Consider the following 21,011-nt stretch of genomic DNA (forward strand, 5'->3'; position numbering starts at 1 on the left):
CATAAAAGGCCCTTATTTAGCTTTCCGGACGAAGATGTTGCCGTGCATGTTTTTCATCATGATCTCCGGGCCACCACCGTTGATTTTGCCACACACCCAATCCTCTACCGTTACCCGGTACATACCCGACTGGCCGGAACGACTCGTTTTGGGCTGGTTTTTATCCACATCAATCTCGAAATCACTGTAGATATCGCCCTGATCCGATTTCAGCTTTACGGATGCCTTTAGGTTGGATGGATACGTTACGTCAACATTGCCATTCAGCGTCGAAAACGCCATGGGCTCACCGGTATTAATGCTTTTGAACGTAGCGATCAGGTTTCCGTTGACGGTGTTGGCAACAGCCGAACCCGATACGTTGGTGAGGGTAATGGTCCCGTTGACGTTGCTCACCTCCAGTTTGCCATTCACATTATCAACCACAATATCTCCCTGGTTAACCGTACCCAGCTTGAGCGTAAACCGCTGCGGCACCTTGATGGTCAGATCGACGGGGCGTTTCCAGGAATCGGAATTTACCTTAATCCGATTGTCGCGTTCTTCGGCTTTGATGTCCATGCCGCTCCCGGTCGAAATCCGGCGCATGCCGTTGGCACTGGCTTCGGTTCGGTCTTCCTTCTTGCTTTGGCGCGATACGGCGTCAATCACTACGTCTTTGCCCGAATAGCCAACCACGCGAATGGAACCGTTGACCAGATGGACTTCCATGAAACCGGGATCATTGGGTTTACTCAGCGGCACAACCAGCTGTTCTTTCGTGTCATTTTGAGCGGCCAGTGGCGTAATCCAGCTCATGGCCAGCAGCAGGCAACCGGCGGTTAATAGCTTATGGGTAATCATCGTGGTCAGGCTTGTTTTTTAATGTAAATATTTCCGTTGAATGTCTCGAACCGGAGGGTTTTTCCTCCATTGCCAATTCGAATAGACGTGTTTGTATTGAGTTTATAAACGGTCCTGTCGCCCCTTCGCTCCTGATTTTTGACAACCTGTACGGGCAGAACCTCTACATTGGGAAAGTCGGTATAGAACTGTCCCTGAAAACTCTTGAAGTACAGATCGGCGGACAGGTTAGCCGGGTACGTCACCCGGATAGCGCCGTTGAGTGTGTAGTATGTCGATTGATCGGGCGGGCTGGCGAGGTAGTTCACGTCCACATCGCCGTTGATCGTGTGGACGTCCGTGGCACCCCGGGCGTTTGTCAGCGTAATGGCGCCGTTCACGTTACGTACCCGCAAGGCACCCGCTACGTCTTTAACCGTAACGTCGCCATGGTTCACCGTCGAAATGGCCAGATTTGTCTGGTTCGGGACTTTAACGGTGAAGTCCAGGTTGAAATCATACTCAATCCGGCGGTGGTTTTCGTTCCGGTTCGGACGCGAGTCGAACGGCTCGGCGATGTAAGCGATAATACTGTCGCCTTTCTGCTCAAACTGGAGTTTGAATTCCTGCTTACCCGTTTCCAGCGCCTGCTTGTCTTTGGCCGTGATAGCTTTATCTACATCCAGCACGACCTTGTCGCCCGAATAGCCTTCTACCTTAATGAACCCGTTGATATTGTAAATAACCAGCGTGCTTTTGCCGCCTTTTGCGGGCGTAAACTCCCGGTTAATATGCTCCCGGGATTCCTGCGCTTTGGCTGGCAATTGGGCACAAGCGAGCGCTAACCCCGCCAGACAGGGAATGATAAATCGGTTCATGATGTGATTTGGTTTAGCTTATTTACAACCTGGCTCAGGACAGTTCCCGAATGCTCTGCTCGATTTTGTTTTTGACGAGACCGTTCAGGTTATCGTCCCGGAGTAGCTGCCGGAAGGGTTTGATAGACCGTTTCTCCTGCAATTTCACCATTACGTCAGCCAGGGCCGACTGAACCAACGGGGAGTCCTGCCGGGCAATGGACTGGACCAGCCCTTCCCGTACTTTGGGATCATCAGCCAGCTTGGCCAGGGCTTCCAGCGTCACCAGCCGCACATTTACATTCGAATCGTTGTTGAGCGTCGTCAGTAAAGCCGCGACAACTTTGTCATCGGCCTGCCTGATTTCATTCGTATAACTCACCGCCCGAAGCCGTTCCGTGGCTGATGGATCGTCAATGAGCGAGAGCAGCATCATCTGCCGCATTTCCTGAACCTGCGTCGAGAGCGTGTCAATCTGCTGCTGATAGGCCACAGTGGGTCCGCTGTGCTGGTGGAACCAGTACCCCGCAACAACGCCAACCAGCACCAGCGCCAGACTATAGGCGACACGCAGGGCCGGCTGGTCGGTCCAGCGTTGCCGAAGCTGTCGTACCAGGCCATTTACCCAGCTTTTCTGTTCTGTGGCTACGGTATCTTTATACGTATCGAGCATCGCCTGGAACCGAATACGCAGGACATCGCTGGGCTCGGGCACCGGGAGTTTGCCCATCCGCTGCCACAACTGCCGAACGGTACTCAGTTCCTCCCGACAGGCCGGACACTGCGCCAGGTGAGCGTCGAAGGATTCGCGCTCCTGTTCCGGCATCTGGTTGCTCAGCCAGTCGGCCAACAGTAGGTTGGCTTCATCACAGTTCATGGGCTTTGCTTCCATTTTCTATTCGTAGGTAAAGACTTTTCAACGCATTCATGGCCCGATGGACCCGAACCTTTACGGCCCCTTCCGTTGTCGCCAGAATACGGGCAATTTCCTCGTACTTCAATTCCTGAAACCGGCTCAGAATCAACACTTCGCGATTGTCGTCGCTCAGCTTCGACAGCGCTTTGTTTAACACAGCCAGTTCCTGCTCTTTCTGAATCGGCTCGTCGGCGGCAGCGCCCCCGCCAATCGTTTCGACCAGATCGGCTACGTCGTACTTATGGGCAGACCGTTTGTTCTTTTGCACATGATCGGCCAGCACGTTTCGGGCCAGGTGATACATCCAGGTCCGAAATTCGCCATCGCCCGTAAAGGTGTGCCGATACTTCAGCATCCGGAAAAACACGTTCTGAACCAGATCTTCGCTTACGTCCCGCTGCCCCGTCATGTGGTAAAGGAAGCCGAACAAAGGACGATGGTATCGTTCAAAGAGCAAGCCCATCTTGTCCAGATCCCCCGCCTTTACCCGGAGCATGAGTGCGTTATCCGTTAATGAGTTCAAACCGGGTAAGGTGGGTTTAGCGTATCTGGAAGTGGAAACCGGGCTCAATGGCGCAGGTTACAGAAAAAAATGAAAAAAGTTTTGGGGCCACTGGCTACTATAAACCATAAATGCAGAAGCCGCCCGAATGAGCGGCTTCTGGGCACTTGAGGAAGGTTGAACGGTTCTGACACCGCTCAAGGCTGGCGTGGTTTAACACCGGCAAAAAGGTAAGGGAATAGGAATAGATGTCTTTAATGCGATAACTGGGCTTACTGGTTTGCCGTTTTAATACCGAAGCTTCGTTCCGTTTCCCGGATGATGGCCTGTTTTTCCCGCTCGGTTTTGCCGATTACATTGGCGGTTCGCTCAATGACCAGCTCCTCGCCGTCTTTCTGGAAGGTGTACTGCATCCAGAGCCGCCCGTTTTCTTTGTCTTCGCGGTGGATGACCGACGACGGAGCTACATCGCCCGGCGAAAGCGACGAAGACGCATGGGCTTCGAATTGTTCGCTCCGGCTCTCGCTCACTGTACTATAGGCAACCTGCTCATCGCAGTCCGTCTGCTTCGTCCAGACGGCCCGCTTCTTTCCAACCGACACCGCGCTGCGGTTGTCGGTCAGCGACTGGTCCAGTGAGTCAAGGATCCGGTTTTCCAGCGCCTTGACAGCGCTTTCTTCCATGTCTGCTACGTCGAACGAGCGGTTGTAGTGTACCGATCGGCCCGGCTGTTCGATATCTACGCGAATACGGAGTTGCCGACCATCGGTCGTTACTTCTTTCCTTGACGACCGTTGGGCTACTGCGCCAAAGCCAGTCAGGAGCAGTAAAAGGGTAACCAGCGCTTTCATAGAACAAAAAGATAAGAGGAGTTTCGTAGCGGTATGTTTAACAAGGCGGTGTATCTCTCTGGGCACATCTACGATCGTGCCAGCTTAATAAGTAACTATAAATCAATAGATTACACAGAAAATCCCGAAACAAATGTCCGATAATGGACATTATTCGTACGACACCGGACAAGTGATTATATCGTAATCTATTCGGCTCGCAGACTTTTTACCGGATTCATCAGCGCGGCTTTCAGGCTTTGAACGCTCACCGTCAGCAGCGCAATAGCCGCTGCCAGCCCGCCAGCCCCGACAAACAGCCACCATTCCATCTCTACATGATAGGCAAAACTTTGCAGCCACTGCCCGCTGAAATACCAGGCAAGGGGTAGAGCCAGTCCAATAGCGACGCCAACCAGCTTGAGAAAATCTTTGGAAAGCAGCGTAACGACGCTTCCTACGGATGCGCCCAGCACTTTCCGAACGCCAATCTCCTTCGTACGGGCTTCGGCGGCAAAAGCAGCCAGCCCAAACAAACCCAGGCAGGCAATCAGCACGGCAAGGATCGTAAAGGACAGCAGCACCTGCCCCTGCTTTTGTTCGGCCTTGTATTGCTGGGAGAAATTCTGATCCAGAAAATGAAAATTCAGACTGGCTGACGGATCGAACCGGCGGTATACCTGACGGATGGCCGCGAGTGCTTCGGTCATTTTGCTCGCCCGGATGCGCACGTACAGATTGTCTTTGTCGAGGGGGGCCGGCATCTGTAAAACCAGCGGCTCAATCGTATGCTGAAGTGAATACGTATGAAAATCCTTGACGACGCCAATAACCCGCGCTTCCGCCGTCTGGTCTTTACCAACCGAATAGGCTACCCGCTTGCCGATGGGCTCCCGCCAGCCCATTTTTTTCACCAGCGCTTCGTTTACCAGCACCGACGCGGTTGCATCGCCCGGAAACGACTCGGAGAAATTGCGGCCTTTGCTCAATTTTATTTCCAGCGTATTCAGGTAGTCCGGGTCCACAGCGAACTTCTGAACGGTCTGTGTATACGTCGGCATGACGCCGTTCTGCTCGAAAAACATGCCTCGGGAGCCAAGGTCATTGTTGCCGATCGGATTGGTAGCCGCCGACACCTGTTCGACAAACGGACTTTTCTTCAGCTCGTCTTTCAGCGCCTGTACCTGCTTCCGCGCTTCTTCATTTTCAAGGTGGAAGGTCAGCACCTGCTCCTTATTAAAACCAAGGTTTTTGTGCAGTACATAATTCATCTGCCGGTAAATCAGGGCCGAACAGGCAATCAGTACCACGGCGGCCACAAACTGAAACACGACCAGCGACTGCCGGAACTGAACCTTCCCGAACCGATTGCCCAACTGCCCTTTTAACGCCGTAACGGGCCGGAACCCCGACAGCAGCAACGCCGGATACAGTCCACTGCCCACACCCAGCAGAACTGCGAATGAAACCGTAATGACCAACGTTGTGAGCTGGCCATACTGCGTAAGGACAAGCGACCGATCGGCCAGTTCATTGAACCAGGGCAGGAAGGCGTTCGCCAGTAAAGCCCCGGCGGCACAGGCCAGCAGAGCCATTAGAATCGACTCGGTCATAAACTGGCCGATAAGCTGACCCCGGCGGGAGCCGATGGCTTTCCGGACACCTACTTCGCGGGTTCGGGCAATGGATCGGGCGGTGAAGAGATTTACATAATTGATACCGGCAATGAACAGGATCAGCGCGGCTATGATGGCGAATACCGTGACCGTCTGTACGTTGCCATTGGCGCTCAGTTCATAATCCAGGTGCGAATGAAGATGAATGGACGTAAGCGGCTGAAGCTCCATCTGGTAGGTCAGCTCGCCCATTTCGTTTTTAAGATATTTCTGGTAAAATCCCGAAAGTTTGGCTTCCAGCGCTTTTGCATCGCTGCCCCTGGTTAGCAACGCATACGTATAAAGATCCGCATTTTGCCAGCCATTGGTATAGTTGTCCGGGAGCGAACGGAGCGCACTGAACTGCACATGTGAATTTGCCGGCACATCGGCAATAACCCCCGTAACGGTATTCACGAAGTGATTACTGAACTCAACTGGCTGCCCCAGGGCCTTAGCGGCATCGCCAAACAGCTTTTCGGCCAGACTCTCCGTCAGCACAATACTCTGTGGCCGGGTCAGCGCCGTAGCCGGGTGACCGTAGAGGAACGGGAACGTAAAGACGTCAAACACCGTGTTATCGGCAAAAAAGATGTCAGAGACTTCGATTTGTTTATCCTTGTACGTAACCACGCCCCCCCCTTCGGGCTGGATGCGTACGACTTTTTCGATCTCCGGATAATCGGTTTTGAGGGCACCGGCAAAAGGGGCCGAGGTCAGCGCCATGTTGAAATTTCCACCCGCCCAGGCCGCGTGCTGCGCCACCCGAACGACGCGACCGGCATTAGTGTGGAAGCGGTCGTAACTCAGCTCATGCGCAACGTAAAGACTCATCAGACCGGCGGCCGCCATACCAACGCCCATGCCAACGATATTTAAGGTGCTGAATAACCGATTCTTCCACAGATTTCGGATAGCGATTTTCAGATGATTCCGGAACATGAGCGTCTGGCGTTTAGGTAAGCTGAGCAATCTACCCGAATATCGGTTCAAAGGTCATACCATAAATGATAAGATACTATCTATCAAGTTATTATAAACTCCTCAATAAGCCATCCTGTCCGCAAATGGACGAAAATCCGTTCAGTTACGGACAAACAGGAAACTTTGTCCGCTCCAGTCAGCCGCTAACATAATAGAATGATAATGTGTTGAGAAACGGATTTCGTAACAGAAACCCTGACCTTTGCAACCGTTTGTCTTTCTATCGGCAAAAACAGCTTATTGCCATGCGCACTTTTTTTCAACTAAAGAAGATTTATGTTGCCTGTCTGGTAACCGGCTCGCTGGCCGTTGCCTGCCATTCCCTCGAGGGCACTGAGCCTGTCGGCCAGACTGCCCGGCTGCGTTCGGCAAGAATCCAGTCGGTCTCGCTGTCCGAAGGGTTTGAAGTCGGTACCAGCAGCCCTAAGACTGCTTATGACGTATCGCCAGCCGGCTCGTCAAGTGGCGACAATGTAACTCTACAGGCCAAATCCTGGAACCTGTACGATGCTCTGATTGGTAACACAACCGCAGATCTGAAAGCCGGTAGCTGGTCGGCCCGGGTTCGGAATACGGGAAAAATTACGATGCTGTTCGACGTAACTTCGGGCATCAGCACCGTTACGATCAAGCACGGTACGTATGGCAGCGATGCCGCCAGTCAGTGGAGCCTGTGGTACTCGACCAACGGCGGTAGCAGCTGGACCCAGACCGGCAGCAATGTTACAACGGCTTCGACGCTGCAAACCCAGACCTTTACGCTCAATTTATCGGGTAGCGTCCGGCTGGAGATCCGTAAAGTTTCGGGATCGGCTAACCGCATTAACATCGACGATATTGTTATCAATGATAATGCGGGCGGCACAACGCCCCCAACTGGAAAAAAATTCCTGTTCGATGCCAGCAAGCTGGAGAATGCAGGCAGCGCCGACTGGCAGATTGACGCCGACGGAACCGAAAGCGTGCCAACGTATACGGGCGGGACAACGGTTGAGACGAAAGCACAGCGAACTCCAACCCCTTCGTATACGGGTATTACGGCCAGCACCGCCGAAACATACTGGAAGGGCGCTATTTCGGCCTGGGCCATTGACCTGGTGAAACGCGGTAACCTGGTCGAAACCCTGCCGGGCGGTTCGATCATCACCTATGGAAACACCAGTAATGACCAGGACCTGAGCAACTACGCCGTTTTCGTGGTGGTCGAACCCAATCGTTTGTTTTCGGCTTCGGAAAAAACGGCAATTATGAATTTTGTAGCTAATGGCGGGGGCCTGATGATGGTGGCCGATCATACGGCACCTTTGCTGACGGGTACCGACCCGAACGGGTATAACCCTTCAGATCGTGACGGCGACGGCGCCGATTCGCCCCGGGTCTGGAATGATCTGATGGCCAACAACGGCATCAATAACAACAAACCGTTTGGTTTCACGGTCGATTACGTCGATATCAGCGAAAAGCCTACGACAAAAGTTTATTCGGGCACCAATACCAATGCGCAGAAAGTACTCGGCGGTATGGCCGGTACGGCGTCCAAACTTGCTTTTTACAATGGCGCAACCGCCACGCTTTATCCAACTAACAATGCAAATGTACAGGGCCTGTTCTGGCGCATGAGCAGCACACTGGGCGGAACAACCGGCGTCATGGCCCTGCTCTCTACGTATGGCAGTGGCCGGGTTGTCTTCATTGGCGACAGCTCACCCTGCGATGATGGCACCGGCGATACCAACGATAACCTGTTTAACGGGTGGTCGGGCGACGCTCCCTCGGGCTATACCTCGCACCCGGCTCTGCACATCAATGCTTCCCTGTGGCTGGCCAGGATTCAGTAAGCAATTACATGATTCGGGCATGTTTAGTAAGCTGAAATTGGCTTACTAAACATGCCCGGTCTATATAAAGTTAGTTATTCAGTTCGTAAAGAATTCACCGGGTTCATCAGCGCGGCTTTGATACTCTGGAAACTTACCGTCAGCAGGGCGATGCCAATGGCCAGCCCACCCGTCAGGGCAAACATCCACCACTCGATGTCAATCCGGTACACAAAATCATCCAGCCACTCGCTCATCACATACCAGGCGATGGGCGAGGCCAGCACCAGCGCAATCAGCACGAGCTTAACAAAGTCGGCCGAGAAAATCCCAAAGATATGCGTTGTCGAAGCGCCCAGGGCTTTCCGGATACCAACCTCTTTCTTACGCGACTCGACCATGAAGGCGACTACGCCATACAGGCCAAGACACCCGATGAAGATGGCAATGCCCGCCAGCAGCCGGAATAGTGAGTACATCCGCTCTTCGCTCTGGTAAAAATCGGCGAGCGTCTGATCCAGGAATTCGTACCGGAACACAAAATCGGGGAAGGTGGCCGTCCAGGCTTTTTCCACCTCGCCCAGTAGCTGACTGATCGCTTCGGTGCCGCCCTGCCGGGTGGACAGCTTAATGCCCAGTGTATTATAAGCATCGCGGTGCGAGGTCAGCACGCAGGGTTCGGTCTTCTGGTGCAGAGAGAACGTATTAAAGTCCCGGACAACGCCTACAATGGGTTTCTTCACCGAGGGTCTGCCACTCAAGGCCATAGATTTACCAATAATCTGCCGGGGGTCCCGAATACCGAGCCGCTTCACAAACGACTCATTAACCACAAACTCGCGCATGGTATCGGCCGGCAGATACATCCGTCCCGCAATTAGTTTCAATCCATACGTGCGCACATAGGCCGTATCGGCAGGACGCATCACTACGCCGTAATCGGAATCTTTCTCGGCATTTTCATAGCGGAATCCGGTCCACCAGTTCCCATTGGCCGACGGCACCGAGATACCGTAACTAAGCGACTGCACATTCGGCTGATTAATGAGTCTGGCCCGGAGCGTTTCCAGCTGACCCGGTTTATGGTCGGGTATGGGGATGGTCAGCACCGCTTCTTTGTTATAGCCCAGATCGGCGGATCGGAAATACTTCATCTGGCTATAGGCAACGATGGTACCAATCAGCAGCAACTGCGAAATGGCAAACTGAAACACAATCAGACCCCGGCGGAGCGTCAGCTGTCCACCGCCCGAACTGCGCACCTTACCCTTGAGGGCCAGCGCGGGCTGATAACCAGACAGCACCAGGGCCGGGTAGAAACCAGCCAGAACCGTTGTTATCACTGCTAAGACCACCAGGAAACTGATAACAACCGGGTCGGTCAGGTGAAGGGAGGCCTGTTTGATATTCAACAGGTCGGCAACGTAAGGCAGCGCCAGATAGGCAACCAGCAACGCCAGTCCTACGGATAAACCGGTCAGCAGCCCGGTCTCGCCCAGAAATTGCCGCACCAGCTGAACGCGGGTGCTGCCCAGCACTTTCCGAACGCCCACCTCCTTGGCCCGCCGAATGGCCTGGGCGGTGGCCAGGTTAATGAAGTTTACGCAGGCCGTGATGAGAATAAACAGACCAATGAGGCCCATGGCCCAGATAATCTCTTTGCTGATGGTACGTCCGGCAAAGTTGCCCGTCCGGCTATCAAAATGAATCGTTGTGAGCGGCTGAAGCTCATATTTCAAATCTTTTGCCTCTTCCGGACGCAGGTATTTGTTGGCAAAGGCGACGAGTTGCCGTTCGGTCTGCTCCGGGGCCATCTGGGGAGGCAGCATCAGATAAATCTGGCAACCGCTGTACGTAGACTGCCAGTCATTCCAGTCGGTATTGGCGCCAAACTGTTTCAGTGAGGCAAATGACAGCAGAACTTCAAACGGCACGCTGCTCGTTGCAGGCGGGTCCTGCACGACACCACTCACGACGAAGTCCATCTTGTTATCCACCCGGATTGTTTTACCCATCGGCTCGGCGTCGCCAAAATACTTGTGCGCCATCCGTTCCGATAAGACCACCGTGTTCGGGTTATTCAATGCTGTCTGCGGATTACCGCTCTTCCACTGGTAATCGAACAAGCGAAAATATTCGGGTTCGGCAAACGCTACCATGCCTCCCTCCTCTTCGAACTTATTCGCGCCCGGCCCGCCCACCCGAACCACAACCCGTCTGGCATCATAGACCAGGGTTAACTGGCGTTTCAGTTCCGGAAAATCGGACCGTAAAGCCGCCAGGGCCGGCAGGGGGATCCCCGAATTGCGACCATCGCCTTCAGAGCGCCTGTTGCGCGTAATGATTCGATAAATGCGATCTGCATGAGCATGATGCCGGTCGTGGCTCAGTTCATACCGAATGGCCAGGAACAGAATCAGACAGCACGCCAGACCAAACGTCAGGCCAACCAGATTGATGACGGTATAACTGCCGTTACGCTTCAGGGCGCGCAGGGCCGTCGTAAAATAGCTCTTTAGCATGGTTGTCAAGGGTATCTGTTCAGAAGTATATGCCGTTCGCAACGATTTACAGATTCATCAGGACGTTATCACCGCTCTGAAAATGTGCCGTCGCCACGAACAATCGCTATTCATCCACAAAGTCAATCAAAGGCCATACCAAGAGACTAAACTACTAATTACCAATAAATTATATTTCCAAATCAGCGCTTTCCCTGTCCGCAATCGGACGAATGCCGTACGCAGGCGGACACAGCCGGGTTACAACCGTAGTTGACTGGCTGACAAAACAGATTCACGGGTACGTAACGTCGGCCTGATTGCTTTCGCTTATAGACCAACCACTTGTCACAGATCAGTTGCCCCGTTCCTGCCGGTTAGATTAACTTGGTAACGTAGTTGGTAAACGTTGGCTACCCTGTCTGCAATGAAAAAGATTCTTGTTTCGTTTGCCACCGCCCTGGATAATATCCGCACCCGGTTTTTTCATACCGTCTTATCCATTCTCGGTATCGTCATCGGCGTGGCTGCTCTGGTTGCTATTCTTTCCCTGATCGACGGTATGGAGCAATACGCCCGGGATCAGATTACCAAAACAACCTCGCTCAAAGCAATCCTGGTGTATTCGAAGCCTTACAAACTCGTCAACGAGGTCGAGATACGTAAGAATGACTTTGCTTATTTCCGGTACGACTCGTTCCGGAAAATGCGGTCGGGCCTGACCAAACCCGCTGCGGCTTATCTGTACTGGCGGCAGAACGATGAGATTACGCAACGCGCTACCAACCGTAAAACAGGCACAATCGTTACGGGCGTGAGTTTGCCCTTACACCCGGATCTGCAACTCATTCACGGCCGGGCCTTTATCGAAACAGAGTTGAATGAACAACGCCCGGTCGCCTTCATCAACCAGCGGCTTGCCCGTCAGCTGGTGGGGAAACAACCGGAGCAGAACGCGATTGGACAACAGGTTATCTTTAAGAACCAGATTTTGACGGTAATTGGCATCTCAGCGGATAAAGACGCCAGAACGCCCCAACTGCTGATTCCGTTGACGCTGTTTCCAGATAGCGCTCTGAAAGCAAACCCGCCCTTTTGCGTGATTGAAGCCGATAAGGTTGAAGACGTTTCCACACTGAAGACAGAGGTTGAACACTGGTTGAACGACAACATGAAAAACCAGCTGGCGGATTTTTCGATCAATACTAACGAGCAGCGAGTTAATCAGGCGACACAAGGGTTTCTGCTGTTTCGGCTTATCATGGGCCTGATCGTCGGTATATCGGTCCTGGTGGGCGGCATTGGCGTTATGAACGTTTTGCTCATTTCAGTTACGGAACGTACCGTCGAAATCGGCGTGCGAAAAGCGCTTGGCGCTAAAAAACAGGACATCCTCTACCAGTTCCTGTCTGAGTCCATCACCATTTCGACCCTCGGCAGTTTGCTGGGTCTGGGCTTAGGTATCCTGAGCACCCTGGCCTTTGTGCCCATTGTCAAATCGATTACCGACGTACCGTTTCAGGTCGCCTATACCTGGAACACCTTTCTGATTATTGTTGTCATCGCGCTGCTGATCGGCGTTGTTTTTGGGACCTATCCCGCTTGGCGAGCCGCCCAACTCGACCCGGTTGAAGCCATTCGGCGGGAATAAATCACCAGCAGCCAATAGGCAAAACGCCTGCTTTGTTGTAACATTGAAGCATTTTTCGCCCAATAATCTATGGGTGAAAATTAATTTTATTTCTTCTTTATTCTGTTACATCTTTATGCCTTTCGTGATGAAACCAACGGCCGTAGCCGCCTTACTCACCCCACTCCTTATCGGCACGGCTCATCTGGTGCAGGCGCAGGCTGAAAAGCCCGTAGCGATTGACAAGCGTTACGAGACCGAAATCCAGAATCTGGCGAAACGCCCGGCCGTGCAGAGTGCGTTTAAATTCTTCATGGACCTGGAACCGCAGACCAAACAGGACCTTATCAACCTCACCGAAACGCCGTCGCCCCCGTTTAAAGAGCAGGTCCGGGCCAGGAAATACGCCGATATGATGAAAGCCGCCGGAGCCGATTCGGTCTGGCTCGATGACGTGAGCAACGTACTGGCGCTGCGCCGGGGAAAAGGCCGCCAGAAAACCGTTGTAGTCGAAGCACATCTGGATACGGTGTTTCCGGAAGGCACCAACGTAAAGGTGAAGCAGAAAGGCGATACGCTGTATGCGCCCGGCATCGGTGACGACACCCGCGGCCTGACGGCGGTGCTGGCGGTGCTGAAGGGTATGGAAAAAACAGGGATTGAAACCGATGCAGATGTGCTGTTCGTTGGAGCCGTGGGCGAAGAAGGCCTGGGCGATTTGCGGGGCGTGAAGAACCTGTTCAAACCGAATGGTCCGAAGATTGATTCCTATATCGCCGTGGATGGCGACGGTATCGACGAGATCACACACCGCGGCCTGGGTTCGCACCGCTACCGGATTACGTTCAAAGGGCCGGGCGGCCACTCCTACGGCGCGTTTGGCATTGTAAACCCGCACGGTGCTCTGGGAAAGGCCATCTATTATTTTACGCAGGAAGCCGACAAGTTTACCCGAGAAGGCGTCAAAACAACGTATAGCGTGAGTGTCATTGGCGGGGGCACATCCGTAAACGCCATCCCCTACGAATCCTGGATGGAAGTAGACATGCGGTCGGAGAGTGCGGACAAGCTGAACGGCATTGATAAACTCCTTCAGACAGCTGTACAGCGTGCGCTGAACGAAGAGAACCAGATGAAGCGCTCCGGCCCCGATTTGACGGTCGACGTAAAACAGGTGGGCGACCGCCCCTCCGGCCGTACTGAGCCGACCGTGCCGCTGGTGCAGCGGGCTATGGCCGTCGCGAAGTTCATGCAGGTAGAGCCGAAGCTGAGCGTCAGTTCCACGGATGCCAACACGCCCATTGCCAACGGCATACCCGCCATCACAATCGGCAGCGGAGGCAAGGGCGGCAATGAGCACTCACTGAACGAATGGTGGCTGAACGACAAGGGCTACTTAGGCATGCAGCGCGTTTTGCTCGTGCTACTGGCCGAAGCGGGAATGAAGTAAGGAATGGGCATCATCCTTATAGCACACTCACTTGAATTTTTGAGTAGATTCTTGCGATCGCTTTTACAGCAAAGGAGGTGTGATAGACCATAAAATGACTATTATTTATTAGTTTAGTCCAGTCATTGTATACAATCTATTCCGCCATGTCAGCCCTTGCCTTAAACCTTATTAAACAAGCCAAACTGAGCCGAGCCATTTTTCTTGATCTTGGTAACTGCGGTCTAATGGAATTACCTGATGACTTAACAAAATTGATCTGGCTCGAAAGATTAAATTTAGGGGATTACTATTACGACGAAGATAAAAAGAGATATACTATTTCAGCCAATAGAGGCCGCAATAATAATCTGGACTCGTCCAGTTTAACAAAGTTAACTCAGCTCCCCAACCTGCAGTCGCTAAACCTTTGGGATACTCAAGTCAGCGACATTCAGGTGCTGGCTCAGCTCCCCAACCTGCAGTCGTTAGACCTGAGTGGTACAAAAGTCAGCGACATTCAGGGGCTGGCTCAGCTCCCCAACCTGCAGTCGTTAGACCTGAGTGGTACAAAAGTCAGCGACATTCAGGGGCTGGCTCAGCTCCCCAACCTGCAGTCGCTAAACCTGCGTGGTACAAAAGTCAGTGATATATCGCCGTTACGTTCTTTGATTGAGGCAGGTATTGAGGTGAAGTGGAGTGATTCCTATTGGGGAAATAATAGCATTTATATAAGAAGCTGTTTGGGAATTGTTAAAGGCTGAGCGTCGAGTCATTTTTGTATCGACCAAGATGCAAAGCAATGACCAAACAGTGGAAGCCACTGACCGACGCCCAGTGGGATGCAATTTCTCCTTTTTTACCACTTGATCGTCAGCGGACTCATGATTTGCGACAGATTGTTAACAGTATTTTGTGGCTGCTACGCACAGGATGCCAATGGCGCAATCTGCCTACCGAGTGGCCTAATTGGCAAACCGTCTATTACTATTTTAGACGTTGGAAACAGGATGGTACTTTTGGTCGAATCAATCTGGCCTTAAATCAACTTGACCGTAAGCGGGTCGGTAAAGAAGCATATCCATCTGCAGTATGTATTGATTCACAAAGTGTTAAGTTGGCTCCGATGATTTGGGAGAACCGAGGTCTCGACGCGAATAAACGAGTGAATGGCCGAAAAAGGCAACTCATCGTTGACACCCAAGGGCGTCTATGGCTAGCAGATGTCCATTCTGCTAATCAAGCGGATGGCCCTTCAGCCGTATCGATGGTCAGTGACTTACTATGGCTAGTTGGAGAGCGTTTGGAGAAAGTCTACGGTGATCAATCTTATAATGGCGTCTTCGCTCAAGAGTTGGCTAGATGGAGCCTTGATTTTGAAAAAGCGTCTCGTCCTGAATCAACTCTGGGCTTTGTACCCGTAGCCAAACGGTGGGTAGTGGAACGGACCATTGCTTGGACGAATCACTTTCGAAGGATTGTCAAAGATTATGAATACACGATATCATCTTCGGTTTGCTGGCTGTACTTAGCCAACATTCAGATTATATTGCAACGGATCATTTGAATGGCAAAAGATAATTCCCAAACACATTCTAAAAAACATCAATTGGCGTGTTGCCGCTATTCTGGCAGTGGTAGTATTAGCTTTCTTCGGCTTTGCCAAATCAAACAGCGAACTAGACTTTTTAGGTTTGTTTCATGCCAAACAAGGCCAGGAAGCAAGTCTCAGTGACAAGCCAGAAGCTAACATAAAACCAGAAACACCCTCAACGGCTACGGTTATCGGCAGCATCGTCATTAATGGGCGCAACGTTAGTGCTGAGGATGTTAAACAGGTTCGGGTAAAAGATCAAACTGCAGTGCAGCCAGCAAGACTTAGCAACAATAGATTCGTCTTACGGGAAGTCGAAATTCCCAGAGATCGACTCCTTGAAATTGCTATAGACCTAAACGATGGCAGAAGTCCATCTCAGCTTTTCAAGCTACCCCAAGCTAATAAAGAGAATACCATTGACTTGAGGGAAGTCCTGCTTGAGGCTAAGCAGATTTCCGTAAACCAGCGCAAAACTGGCCAACGTAACAACCCTACCATTATAATCAGGAATCAGAACATACAGACGAATTAAGGCGCTTATTCCGCCCGGAGGCTCTTCACCGGGTTCATAAGCGCGGCTTTGATACTCTGGAAGCTTACGGTCAGCAGGGCGATGCCAATGGCCAACACGCCCGCCAGGGCGAATATCCACCACTCGATGTCGATCTTGTAGGCGAAGTCCTGCAACCACTGCCGCATGGCCCACCAGGCAATCGGCGTAGCGATCAGAATGGCAATCAGCACCAGCCGGAGGAAGTCGCGCGACATCAGGGCGATAATACTGGTCACGCTGGCACCCAGCACCTTGCGGACGCCAATCTCCTTGGTCCGCTGCTCGGCCATGAACGTAGCCAGCCCAAACAGCCCAAGACAGGCAATCAGGATGGCCAGCACGGCAAACGTCAGGGCAATGGTGCCGATGCGCTGTTCAGCGCGGTACATATTCTCGAAATCATTAGCCAGAAACGAATAGGCAAACGGCTGACCCGGCGCTATATGCCGCCATATTCCCTCAATCTGCCGGACTAAAAAGGGGATGTTGGTGGTGCTCAGTCGGAACGAAGCGGCTCCGGTGTTGGGCGAGAGAACCATCGACAACGCGCCAATGTTCTGCCGAAGGGATTCAAAGTGAAAGTTTCTGACAACCCCGATCACCGTGTAGGTCTTTGTGGTTTTAGCCTCCGGATCGGCATACTGGGTTATGCGCTTGCCAATGATGTTTCGGCCGCCAAAGAGTTTAGCCGCCGTTTCGTTCAGAATCAGTGCCGACGAGTCGGACCCGAACTCCCGCGAGAAATTCCGGCCCTCGGCCATCTGCATGCCCATGGTGTTGATGTAGTCGTGGTCAACGCCCCAGCTTTGCATGTTGACGGCCTTGGTCTGGTTAATCTCGCCCTCCGGGAAAAACGCGTTATCGCTCCGACTGGAAGGCGTCGGCAGATAACCCGATATGGAGCCGCTCACCACCCCCGGCAGACGTAACACTTCCTGCTTGAACGTTTCGGCCTGTTTGCCAATCGCATACACATCATTCACCGTCAGGACCTGCTCGCGGCTGAAGCCCAGATTCTTGGTCTGGATATAGCTGATCTGCCGATACACGATCAGCGTACCCACCATCAGCACGACCGACATCATGAACTGAAACACTACCAGTCCGCTGCGTAATCGGGAACTCCGAAAACTGACGTCAATCCGCCCTTTCAATACACTGACCGGCCGGAACGACGACAGGAAGAACGCCGGATAGCTACCCGCCAGTAAACCAACGACAATCGGCAGGATGATCAGGACTGGCAACAAATAAGGAGAAAGCAGATTCCGGGCGCTCAACGTCTTGGCTGCAAGAGTGTTGAAGAAAGGCAGTGCCATCCCGACCAGTACAAGGGCCAGCGCCATAGCCAGCACGGTCATCAGCACCGACTCCGCCATGAACTGCCCAATGAGCTGCTGGCGTTCTGAACCCAGCACTTTCCGAACGCCCACTTCTTTTGCCCGATTGGCCGAGCGGGCCGTGGCCAGATTCATGAAATTGATGCAGGCGATCAGCAGGATAAACAGGGCTACCGCCGAGAAGATATACACGTATTGAATATCGCTGTTCGGCTCCAGTTCAACCTGCTGTTTCGAGTACAGATGAATGTCCGTTAAGGGAATCAGCCAGAATCGGTAACGATTTCCGGCCTTGCGAAACTGCTCCAGCGTCGCGCCAATCATATCATACGCCTGTGGCCCGACGTATTTTTCGATAACCGCATCGAAATTCCGCTCGAATGCCCGGTAGTCAGTACCCTCACGTAAGACGATGTAGGTGTGGTGGTTATTGCTGAGCCACTGCCCCCACGTATAGTCATCGCTGGCCATACTCAGAAAGAAATTACTCCGGAAATGCGAGTTGGCCGGCATGTCGCGCATGACCCCCGTTACTTTAAACGCCTGCCGATTATTAAACAGCAGCGTCTGCCCGATTGGGTTCTGATCGCCAAAGTGCCGCTTTGACGCCGATTCGCTGATGACAACCAGATTTGGGCCCGCCAGAGCCCGTTTGGGATCACCGGCAATCAGCGGCAGCGTAAAGACGTCGAACAGCGTCGAGTCGGCAAAGTGAATGTTGTCTTCGCGCAGGATGTTGGTGGACCCCGCCCGCTTGACGAGCCAGGTGCCCCGCTGATGCAGCCTGACAAACTGCTCAACCTGCGGGTAATCCTGCTTCAGCGTTTGGCCAACCGGATCGGGCGATACGGCAAAATGCATGTCGTTCCCCCCGAATTTAATGTCAGTATGAATCCGGTAGATGCGGTCGGCTTTGGTGTTGTAGCGATCGTAGCTGAGCTCATCCAGGACGTAAAGGGTAATGAGCAGACAGCACGCCAGCCCGGTAGCCAGCCCAACGATGTTGATGAACGTAAGGCCGCGTTGCTTACTGAGCGTACGCCAGGCGATTTTGAAGTAATTACGTAACATAGGGGCTCCGGTCTGAGAAACCTGGAAGGTCTTAGAGACCTTGCAGGTTTAGGTTACTCGGTTCGTAAACTTTTTACGGGATTCATCAGCGCAGCTTTAATACTCTGAAAGCTTACGGTCAGTAGCGCAATCAGGATGGCCAGCAGGCCCGCCAGCACGAACACCCACCACTCGATGTCGATCTTGTAGGCAAAGTCGGACAGCCATTGGTTCATGGCCCACCACGCCACCGGCGAAGCAATCATAATAGCAATCAGCACCAGCTTGATGAAGTCGCGCGACAGCAGCCCCACAATGCTAACCACCGACGCACCCAGCACTTTTCGCACCCCAATCTCTTTGGTCCGTTGCTGAATACTGAGCAGCGCAATGGCAAACAGCCCCATGCACGACAGCGCGATAGCAATGCCAGCGGCCAGACTGAGCATCTGTGCCATCTTCTCTTCCTGCCGGTACCAGCGGTCGGTGTTTTCGTTTAGGAAACTACCCAGGAACTCGGACCTGGGCGCAATCTCCCGCCACTCCCGTTTCAGCGTTTCCATCATCGAGACCATGTTCTGCGGAGCCACGCGCATCAGAATGTACCGGATCTCCGCGTCCTGGTGCAGGTGCATCGCAATCGGCTTAATCTCGCTGCGAAGCGCGTATAAATGAAAGTCAGGAATCAGGCCAATGATCTGGTATTTGCCCCCCGCTGAATCGGTCTGAAAGAACGCACCGATGGGTTGTTTTTCTCCTAACTGTTTGGCAAAACTGGTGCTGACAATCACCGACGTTGTCGAATCGACGGGGTGCTGCCGACTAAAATCCCGACCGGCAAGCAGTTTGATACCGAGCGTTTGCAGATAATCGTAATCAACCCGCAGCCAGTCGCTGGTCACTTCGCGTCCTTTGTGAACGAACCCGACCATGCCCCGCTGGCTGCTGCCGTCGAGCCCACGTCCGATGTTAACCCCGGTCCCCGTCATCGTCACAACACTGGGATTACTGGCCAGCCGATTACGCAGTTGCGCCAGCGCATAGGTTCCTTCGACCTCGTTGCCAACGGGAATGCTGATAACCTGCTCTTTGTTAAAGCCTAGTGGTTTTCCGCGCAGATAGCTTGTCTGTCGAAGTACCACGAACGTACCGATGATGAGCAGACAGGCGATGGCAAACTGCGTAACGATGAGCGCATTACGTAGGGTGCCCGGCTTACCGGACGTTACCTTTCCTTTCAGCACCTGAACGGTCTGAAAGCGGGTCATCACCAGGGCTGGGTACCCCCCAGCCAATAGCGTAACCAGCAGAAACCCAGCCAGCGCAATCAGAAGCGTAGTCGGCTGCATAATGAAGTCTGCCGACAGTTTTGCATTAAACAGGACGTTGAAGGGCTGACGCAGCGTAACTACCAGTACAGCACCGATAACTAAGCCAAGGCCACAGGTCAGCAGCGTTTCGCCCCAGAGCTGAGCAAACAACTGGCCGCGCTGGGCGCCCAGCGACTTCCGCACGCCCACTTCCCGCGCCCGCGTAAACGACCGCGCCAGTGTTAGGTTAATGAAGTTGATAGCCGCAATCACCAGAATAAACAGGCCAATGGCCATCAGCGTGTACACATACATCCGATTAATGCCGTGCCCCTGAATCAGGTCTGTGTCAAAATGCACATCCAGCAGCGGCTGCAGCCGGATACTGTATAACTCGCCCCGTTCGTCGGGCCGGGCCCCCTGCTGCTTCAGATAGCTAATCTCGCTCTGAAAGTATTTCTGCGTGAACGGTTGCAGGCGTTTTTCGAATGCTGCCTGATCGACGCCCGGCCTGAGCGCAACATACGCTTCGTGGTTGGTATTATCCCAGCGTTTCAACCCCTCCAGGTATGCGGGCTGATTTTCAATCCGGATGAACGCGTCAAACTGGAAGGTTGAATTATCAGGCGCGTCGGCAACCACGCCGGTCACGATGAAGTTACGCCAGCCGCCAAATCCGTTGATCCGGAGTGGTTTTCCCATCGGGTTTTCCTTGCCAAACAAATCGTTGGCCATATCCTCGCTGATCACAATGCTGCTCAGGCTGTTCAGCGCAGTCTGCGCGTTTCCCTGCCGCATGGGAAACGAAAACATGCTGAGCATATCGGGATCGACGCCATCAATCTCTTTCGCCAGTTGCTTGTCCTTATACTGCACGGCGCCGTTTCCCTGCTGGTAGCGTGTGGCAAACGCCACTTCCGGATATTCCTGCTTCAGAGCCGGTACAAACGGATACGGCATCGAAGCCGACCGTTCCTGCCCTTTAGGATCGTTAATGACGAAGTACGTTCGAAAGATACCCTCGGCATTGGTGTGAAACTTGTCAAACGACAGTTCAAAAGCCGCCGATAGAAACAGTAGCACCGAACTACAGAAAGCAATCGACAAACCAACGACGTTGATCAGGGTTGACGACTTGTGTTTCCACAGGTTGCGCAGAGCGATTTTCAGATAATTCCGGAACATACGGTCTAAAGGTTTTCAGCATCCATCGGGTCA

General features: G+C 52.9%; 15 protein-coding genes. 6 read left to right on the forward strand and 9 right to left on the reverse strand.

The genetic code is table 11. The features are described from left to right. Window positions 1-12: 12 nt before the first annotated feature. From HNV11_RS19850 to HNV11_RS19875, 6 genes are all read right to left on the reverse strand, one after another. Complete coding sequence (locus HNV11_RS19850; RefSeq protein WP_171741324.1) at window positions 13-843, reverse strand: DUF4097 family beta strand repeat-containing protein; 831 nt, start codon at window positions 841-843, stop codon at window positions 13-15. Window positions 844-848: 5 nt separating this feature from the next. Then, window positions 849-1,700 carry a DUF4097 family beta strand repeat-containing protein gene (locus HNV11_RS19855; RefSeq protein ID WP_171741325.1) on the reverse strand — a complete coding sequence of 284 codons (852 nt, stop codon included), beginning with the start codon at window positions 1,698-1,700 and terminating at the stop codon, window positions 849-851. A 34-nt stretch (window positions 1,701-1,734) separates the two neighbouring features. Next, a complete protein-coding gene (locus HNV11_RS19860; RefSeq protein ID WP_171741326.1) occupies window positions 1,735-2,571 on the reverse strand; it encodes a HEAT repeat domain-containing protein in 837 nt (278 codons plus the stop codon). After that, the gene (locus tag HNV11_RS19865; protein ID WP_171742254.1) at window positions 2,546-3,091 is read right to left on the reverse strand and encodes an RNA polymerase sigma factor; all 546 of its coding nucleotides are present in this window, start codon (window positions 3,089-3,091) and stop codon (window positions 2,546-2,548) included. Before HNV11_RS19865 ends, HNV11_RS19860 begins: the two co-directional genes overlap by 26 nt. A gap of 278 nt (window positions 3,092-3,369) precedes the next feature. Then, window positions 3,370-3,948, reverse strand: a complete 579-nt coding sequence (locus HNV11_RS19870; protein WP_171741327.1) for a hypothetical protein — start codon at window positions 3,946-3,948, stop codon at window positions 3,370-3,372. A gap of 188 nt (window positions 3,949-4,136) precedes the next feature. After that, on the reverse strand, window positions 4,137-6,524 hold the full coding sequence (locus tag HNV11_RS19875; RefSeq protein WP_171741328.1) for an ABC transporter permease: 2,388 nt from the start codon (window positions 6,522-6,524) through the stop codon (window positions 4,137-4,139). A gap of 287 nt (window positions 6,525-6,811) precedes the next feature. On the opposite strand from HNV11_RS19875, the gene HNV11_RS19880 reads away from it, so the two are divergent. Next, window positions 6,812-8,404 (forward strand): hydrolase, encoded by a 1,593-nt coding sequence (locus tag HNV11_RS19880; RefSeq protein WP_171741329.1) that lies wholly within the window; start codon window positions 6,812-6,814, stop codon window positions 8,402-8,404. A 74-nt stretch (window positions 8,405-8,478) separates the two neighbouring features. On the opposite strand, the gene HNV11_RS19885 is transcribed toward HNV11_RS19880, so the two are convergent. Beyond that, window positions 8,479-10,905 carry an ABC transporter permease gene (locus tag HNV11_RS19885; RefSeq protein ID WP_171741330.1) on the reverse strand — a complete coding sequence of 809 codons (2,427 nt, stop codon included), beginning with the start codon at window positions 10,903-10,905 and terminating at the stop codon, window positions 8,479-8,481. A gap of 406 nt (window positions 10,906-11,311) precedes the next feature. Here HNV11_RS19885 and HNV11_RS19890 point away from each other — a divergent pair, with 406 nt between their 5' ends. From HNV11_RS19890 to HNV11_RS19910, 5 genes are all read left to right on the forward strand, one after another. After that, window positions 11,312-12,535, forward strand: coding sequence for an ABC transporter permease (locus HNV11_RS19890; RefSeq protein WP_171741331.1), 1,224 nt, complete (start codon window positions 11,312-11,314; stop codon window positions 12,533-12,535). Between the two features lie 127 nt (window positions 12,536-12,662). Next, on the forward strand, window positions 12,663-13,964 hold the full coding sequence (locus HNV11_RS19895) for a M20/M25/M40 family metallo-hydrolase (protein WP_240163589.1): 1,302 nt from the start codon (window positions 12,663-12,665) through the stop codon (window positions 13,962-13,964). A 146-nt stretch (window positions 13,965-14,110) separates the two neighbouring features. After that, a complete protein-coding gene (locus HNV11_RS19900; protein ID WP_171741333.1) occupies window positions 14,111-14,707 on the forward strand; it encodes a leucine-rich repeat domain-containing protein in 597 nt (198 codons plus the stop codon). Between the two features lie 38 nt (window positions 14,708-14,745). Beyond that, complete coding sequence (locus tag HNV11_RS19905; RefSeq protein WP_171738357.1) at window positions 14,746-15,510, forward strand: IS5 family transposase; 765 nt, start codon at window positions 14,746-14,748, stop codon at window positions 15,508-15,510. Window positions 15,511-15,577: 67 nt separating this feature from the next. After that, window positions 15,578-16,072, forward strand: coding sequence for a hypothetical protein (locus HNV11_RS19910; protein ID WP_171741334.1), 495 nt, complete (start codon window positions 15,578-15,580; stop codon window positions 16,070-16,072). Between the two features lie 5 nt (window positions 16,073-16,077). Here the strand turns inward: HNV11_RS19910 and HNV11_RS19915 are convergent, their stop codons facing one another. Continuing rightward, a complete protein-coding gene (locus HNV11_RS19915; protein ID WP_171741335.1) occupies window positions 16,078-18,504 on the reverse strand; it encodes an ABC transporter permease in 2,427 nt (808 codons plus the stop codon). Window positions 18,505-18,557: 53 nt separating this feature from the next. Then, window positions 18,558-20,978: an ABC transporter permease gene (locus tag HNV11_RS19920; RefSeq protein ID WP_171741336.1), complete on the reverse strand. Its 2,421-nt coding sequence runs from the start codon at window positions 20,976-20,978 to the stop codon at window positions 18,558-18,560. Window positions 20,979-21,011: the final 33 nt, after the last annotated feature.

It is taken from the genome of Spirosoma taeanense (assembly GCF_013127955.1).
GTDB lineage: Bacteria > Bacteroidota > Bacteroidia > Cytophagales > Spirosomataceae > Spirosoma > Spirosoma taeanense.

Coding starts and splice junctions, on each gene's coding strand:
- HNV11_RS19850 (WP_171741324.1), bottom strand. CDS start 843: ATGATTACCCATAAGCTATTAACCGCCGGTTGCCTGCTGCTGGCCATG.
- HNV11_RS19855 (WP_171741325.1), bottom strand. CDS start 1,700: ATGAACCGATTTATCATTCCCTGTCTGGCGGGGTTAGCGCTCGCTTGT.
- HNV11_RS19860 (WP_171741326.1), bottom strand. CDS start 2,571: ATGGAAGCAAAGCCCATGAACTGTGATGAAGCCAACCTACTGTTGGCC.
- HNV11_RS19865 (WP_171742254.1), bottom strand. CDS start 3,091: ATGCTCCGGGTAAAGGCGGGGGATCTGGACAAGATGGGCTTGCTCTTT.
- HNV11_RS19870 (WP_171741327.1), bottom strand. CDS start 3,948: ATGAAAGCGCTGGTTACCCTTTTACTGCTCCTGACTGGCTTTGGCGCA.
- HNV11_RS19875 (WP_171741328.1), bottom strand. CDS start 6,524: ATGTTCCGGAATCATCTGAAAATCGCTATCCGAAATCTGTGGAAGAAT.
- HNV11_RS19880 (WP_171741329.1), top strand. CDS start 6,812: ATGCGCACTTTTTTTCAACTAAAGAAGATTTATGTTGCCTGTCTGGTA.
- HNV11_RS19885 (WP_171741330.1), bottom strand. CDS start 10,905: ATGCTAAAGAGCTATTTTACGACGGCCCTGCGCGCCCTGAAGCGTAAC.
- HNV11_RS19890 (WP_171741331.1), top strand. CDS start 11,312: ATGAAAAAGATTCTTGTTTCGTTTGCCACCGCCCTGGATAATATCCGC.
- HNV11_RS19895 (WP_240163589.1), top strand. CDS start 12,663: ATGAAACCAACGGCCGTAGCCGCCTTACTCACCCCACTCCTTATCGGC.
- HNV11_RS19900 (WP_171741333.1), top strand. CDS start 14,111: ATGTCAGCCCTTGCCTTAAACCTTATTAAACAAGCCAAACTGAGCCGA.
- HNV11_RS19905 (WP_171738357.1), top strand. CDS start 14,746: ATGACCAAACAGTGGAAGCCACTGACCGACGCCCAGTGGGATGCAATT.
- HNV11_RS19915 (WP_171741335.1), bottom strand. CDS start 18,504: ATGTTACGTAATTACTTCAAAATCGCCTGGCGTACGCTCAGTAAGCAA.
- HNV11_RS19920 (WP_171741336.1), bottom strand. CDS start 20,978: ATGTTCCGGAATTATCTGAAAATCGCTCTGCGCAACCTGTGGAAACAC.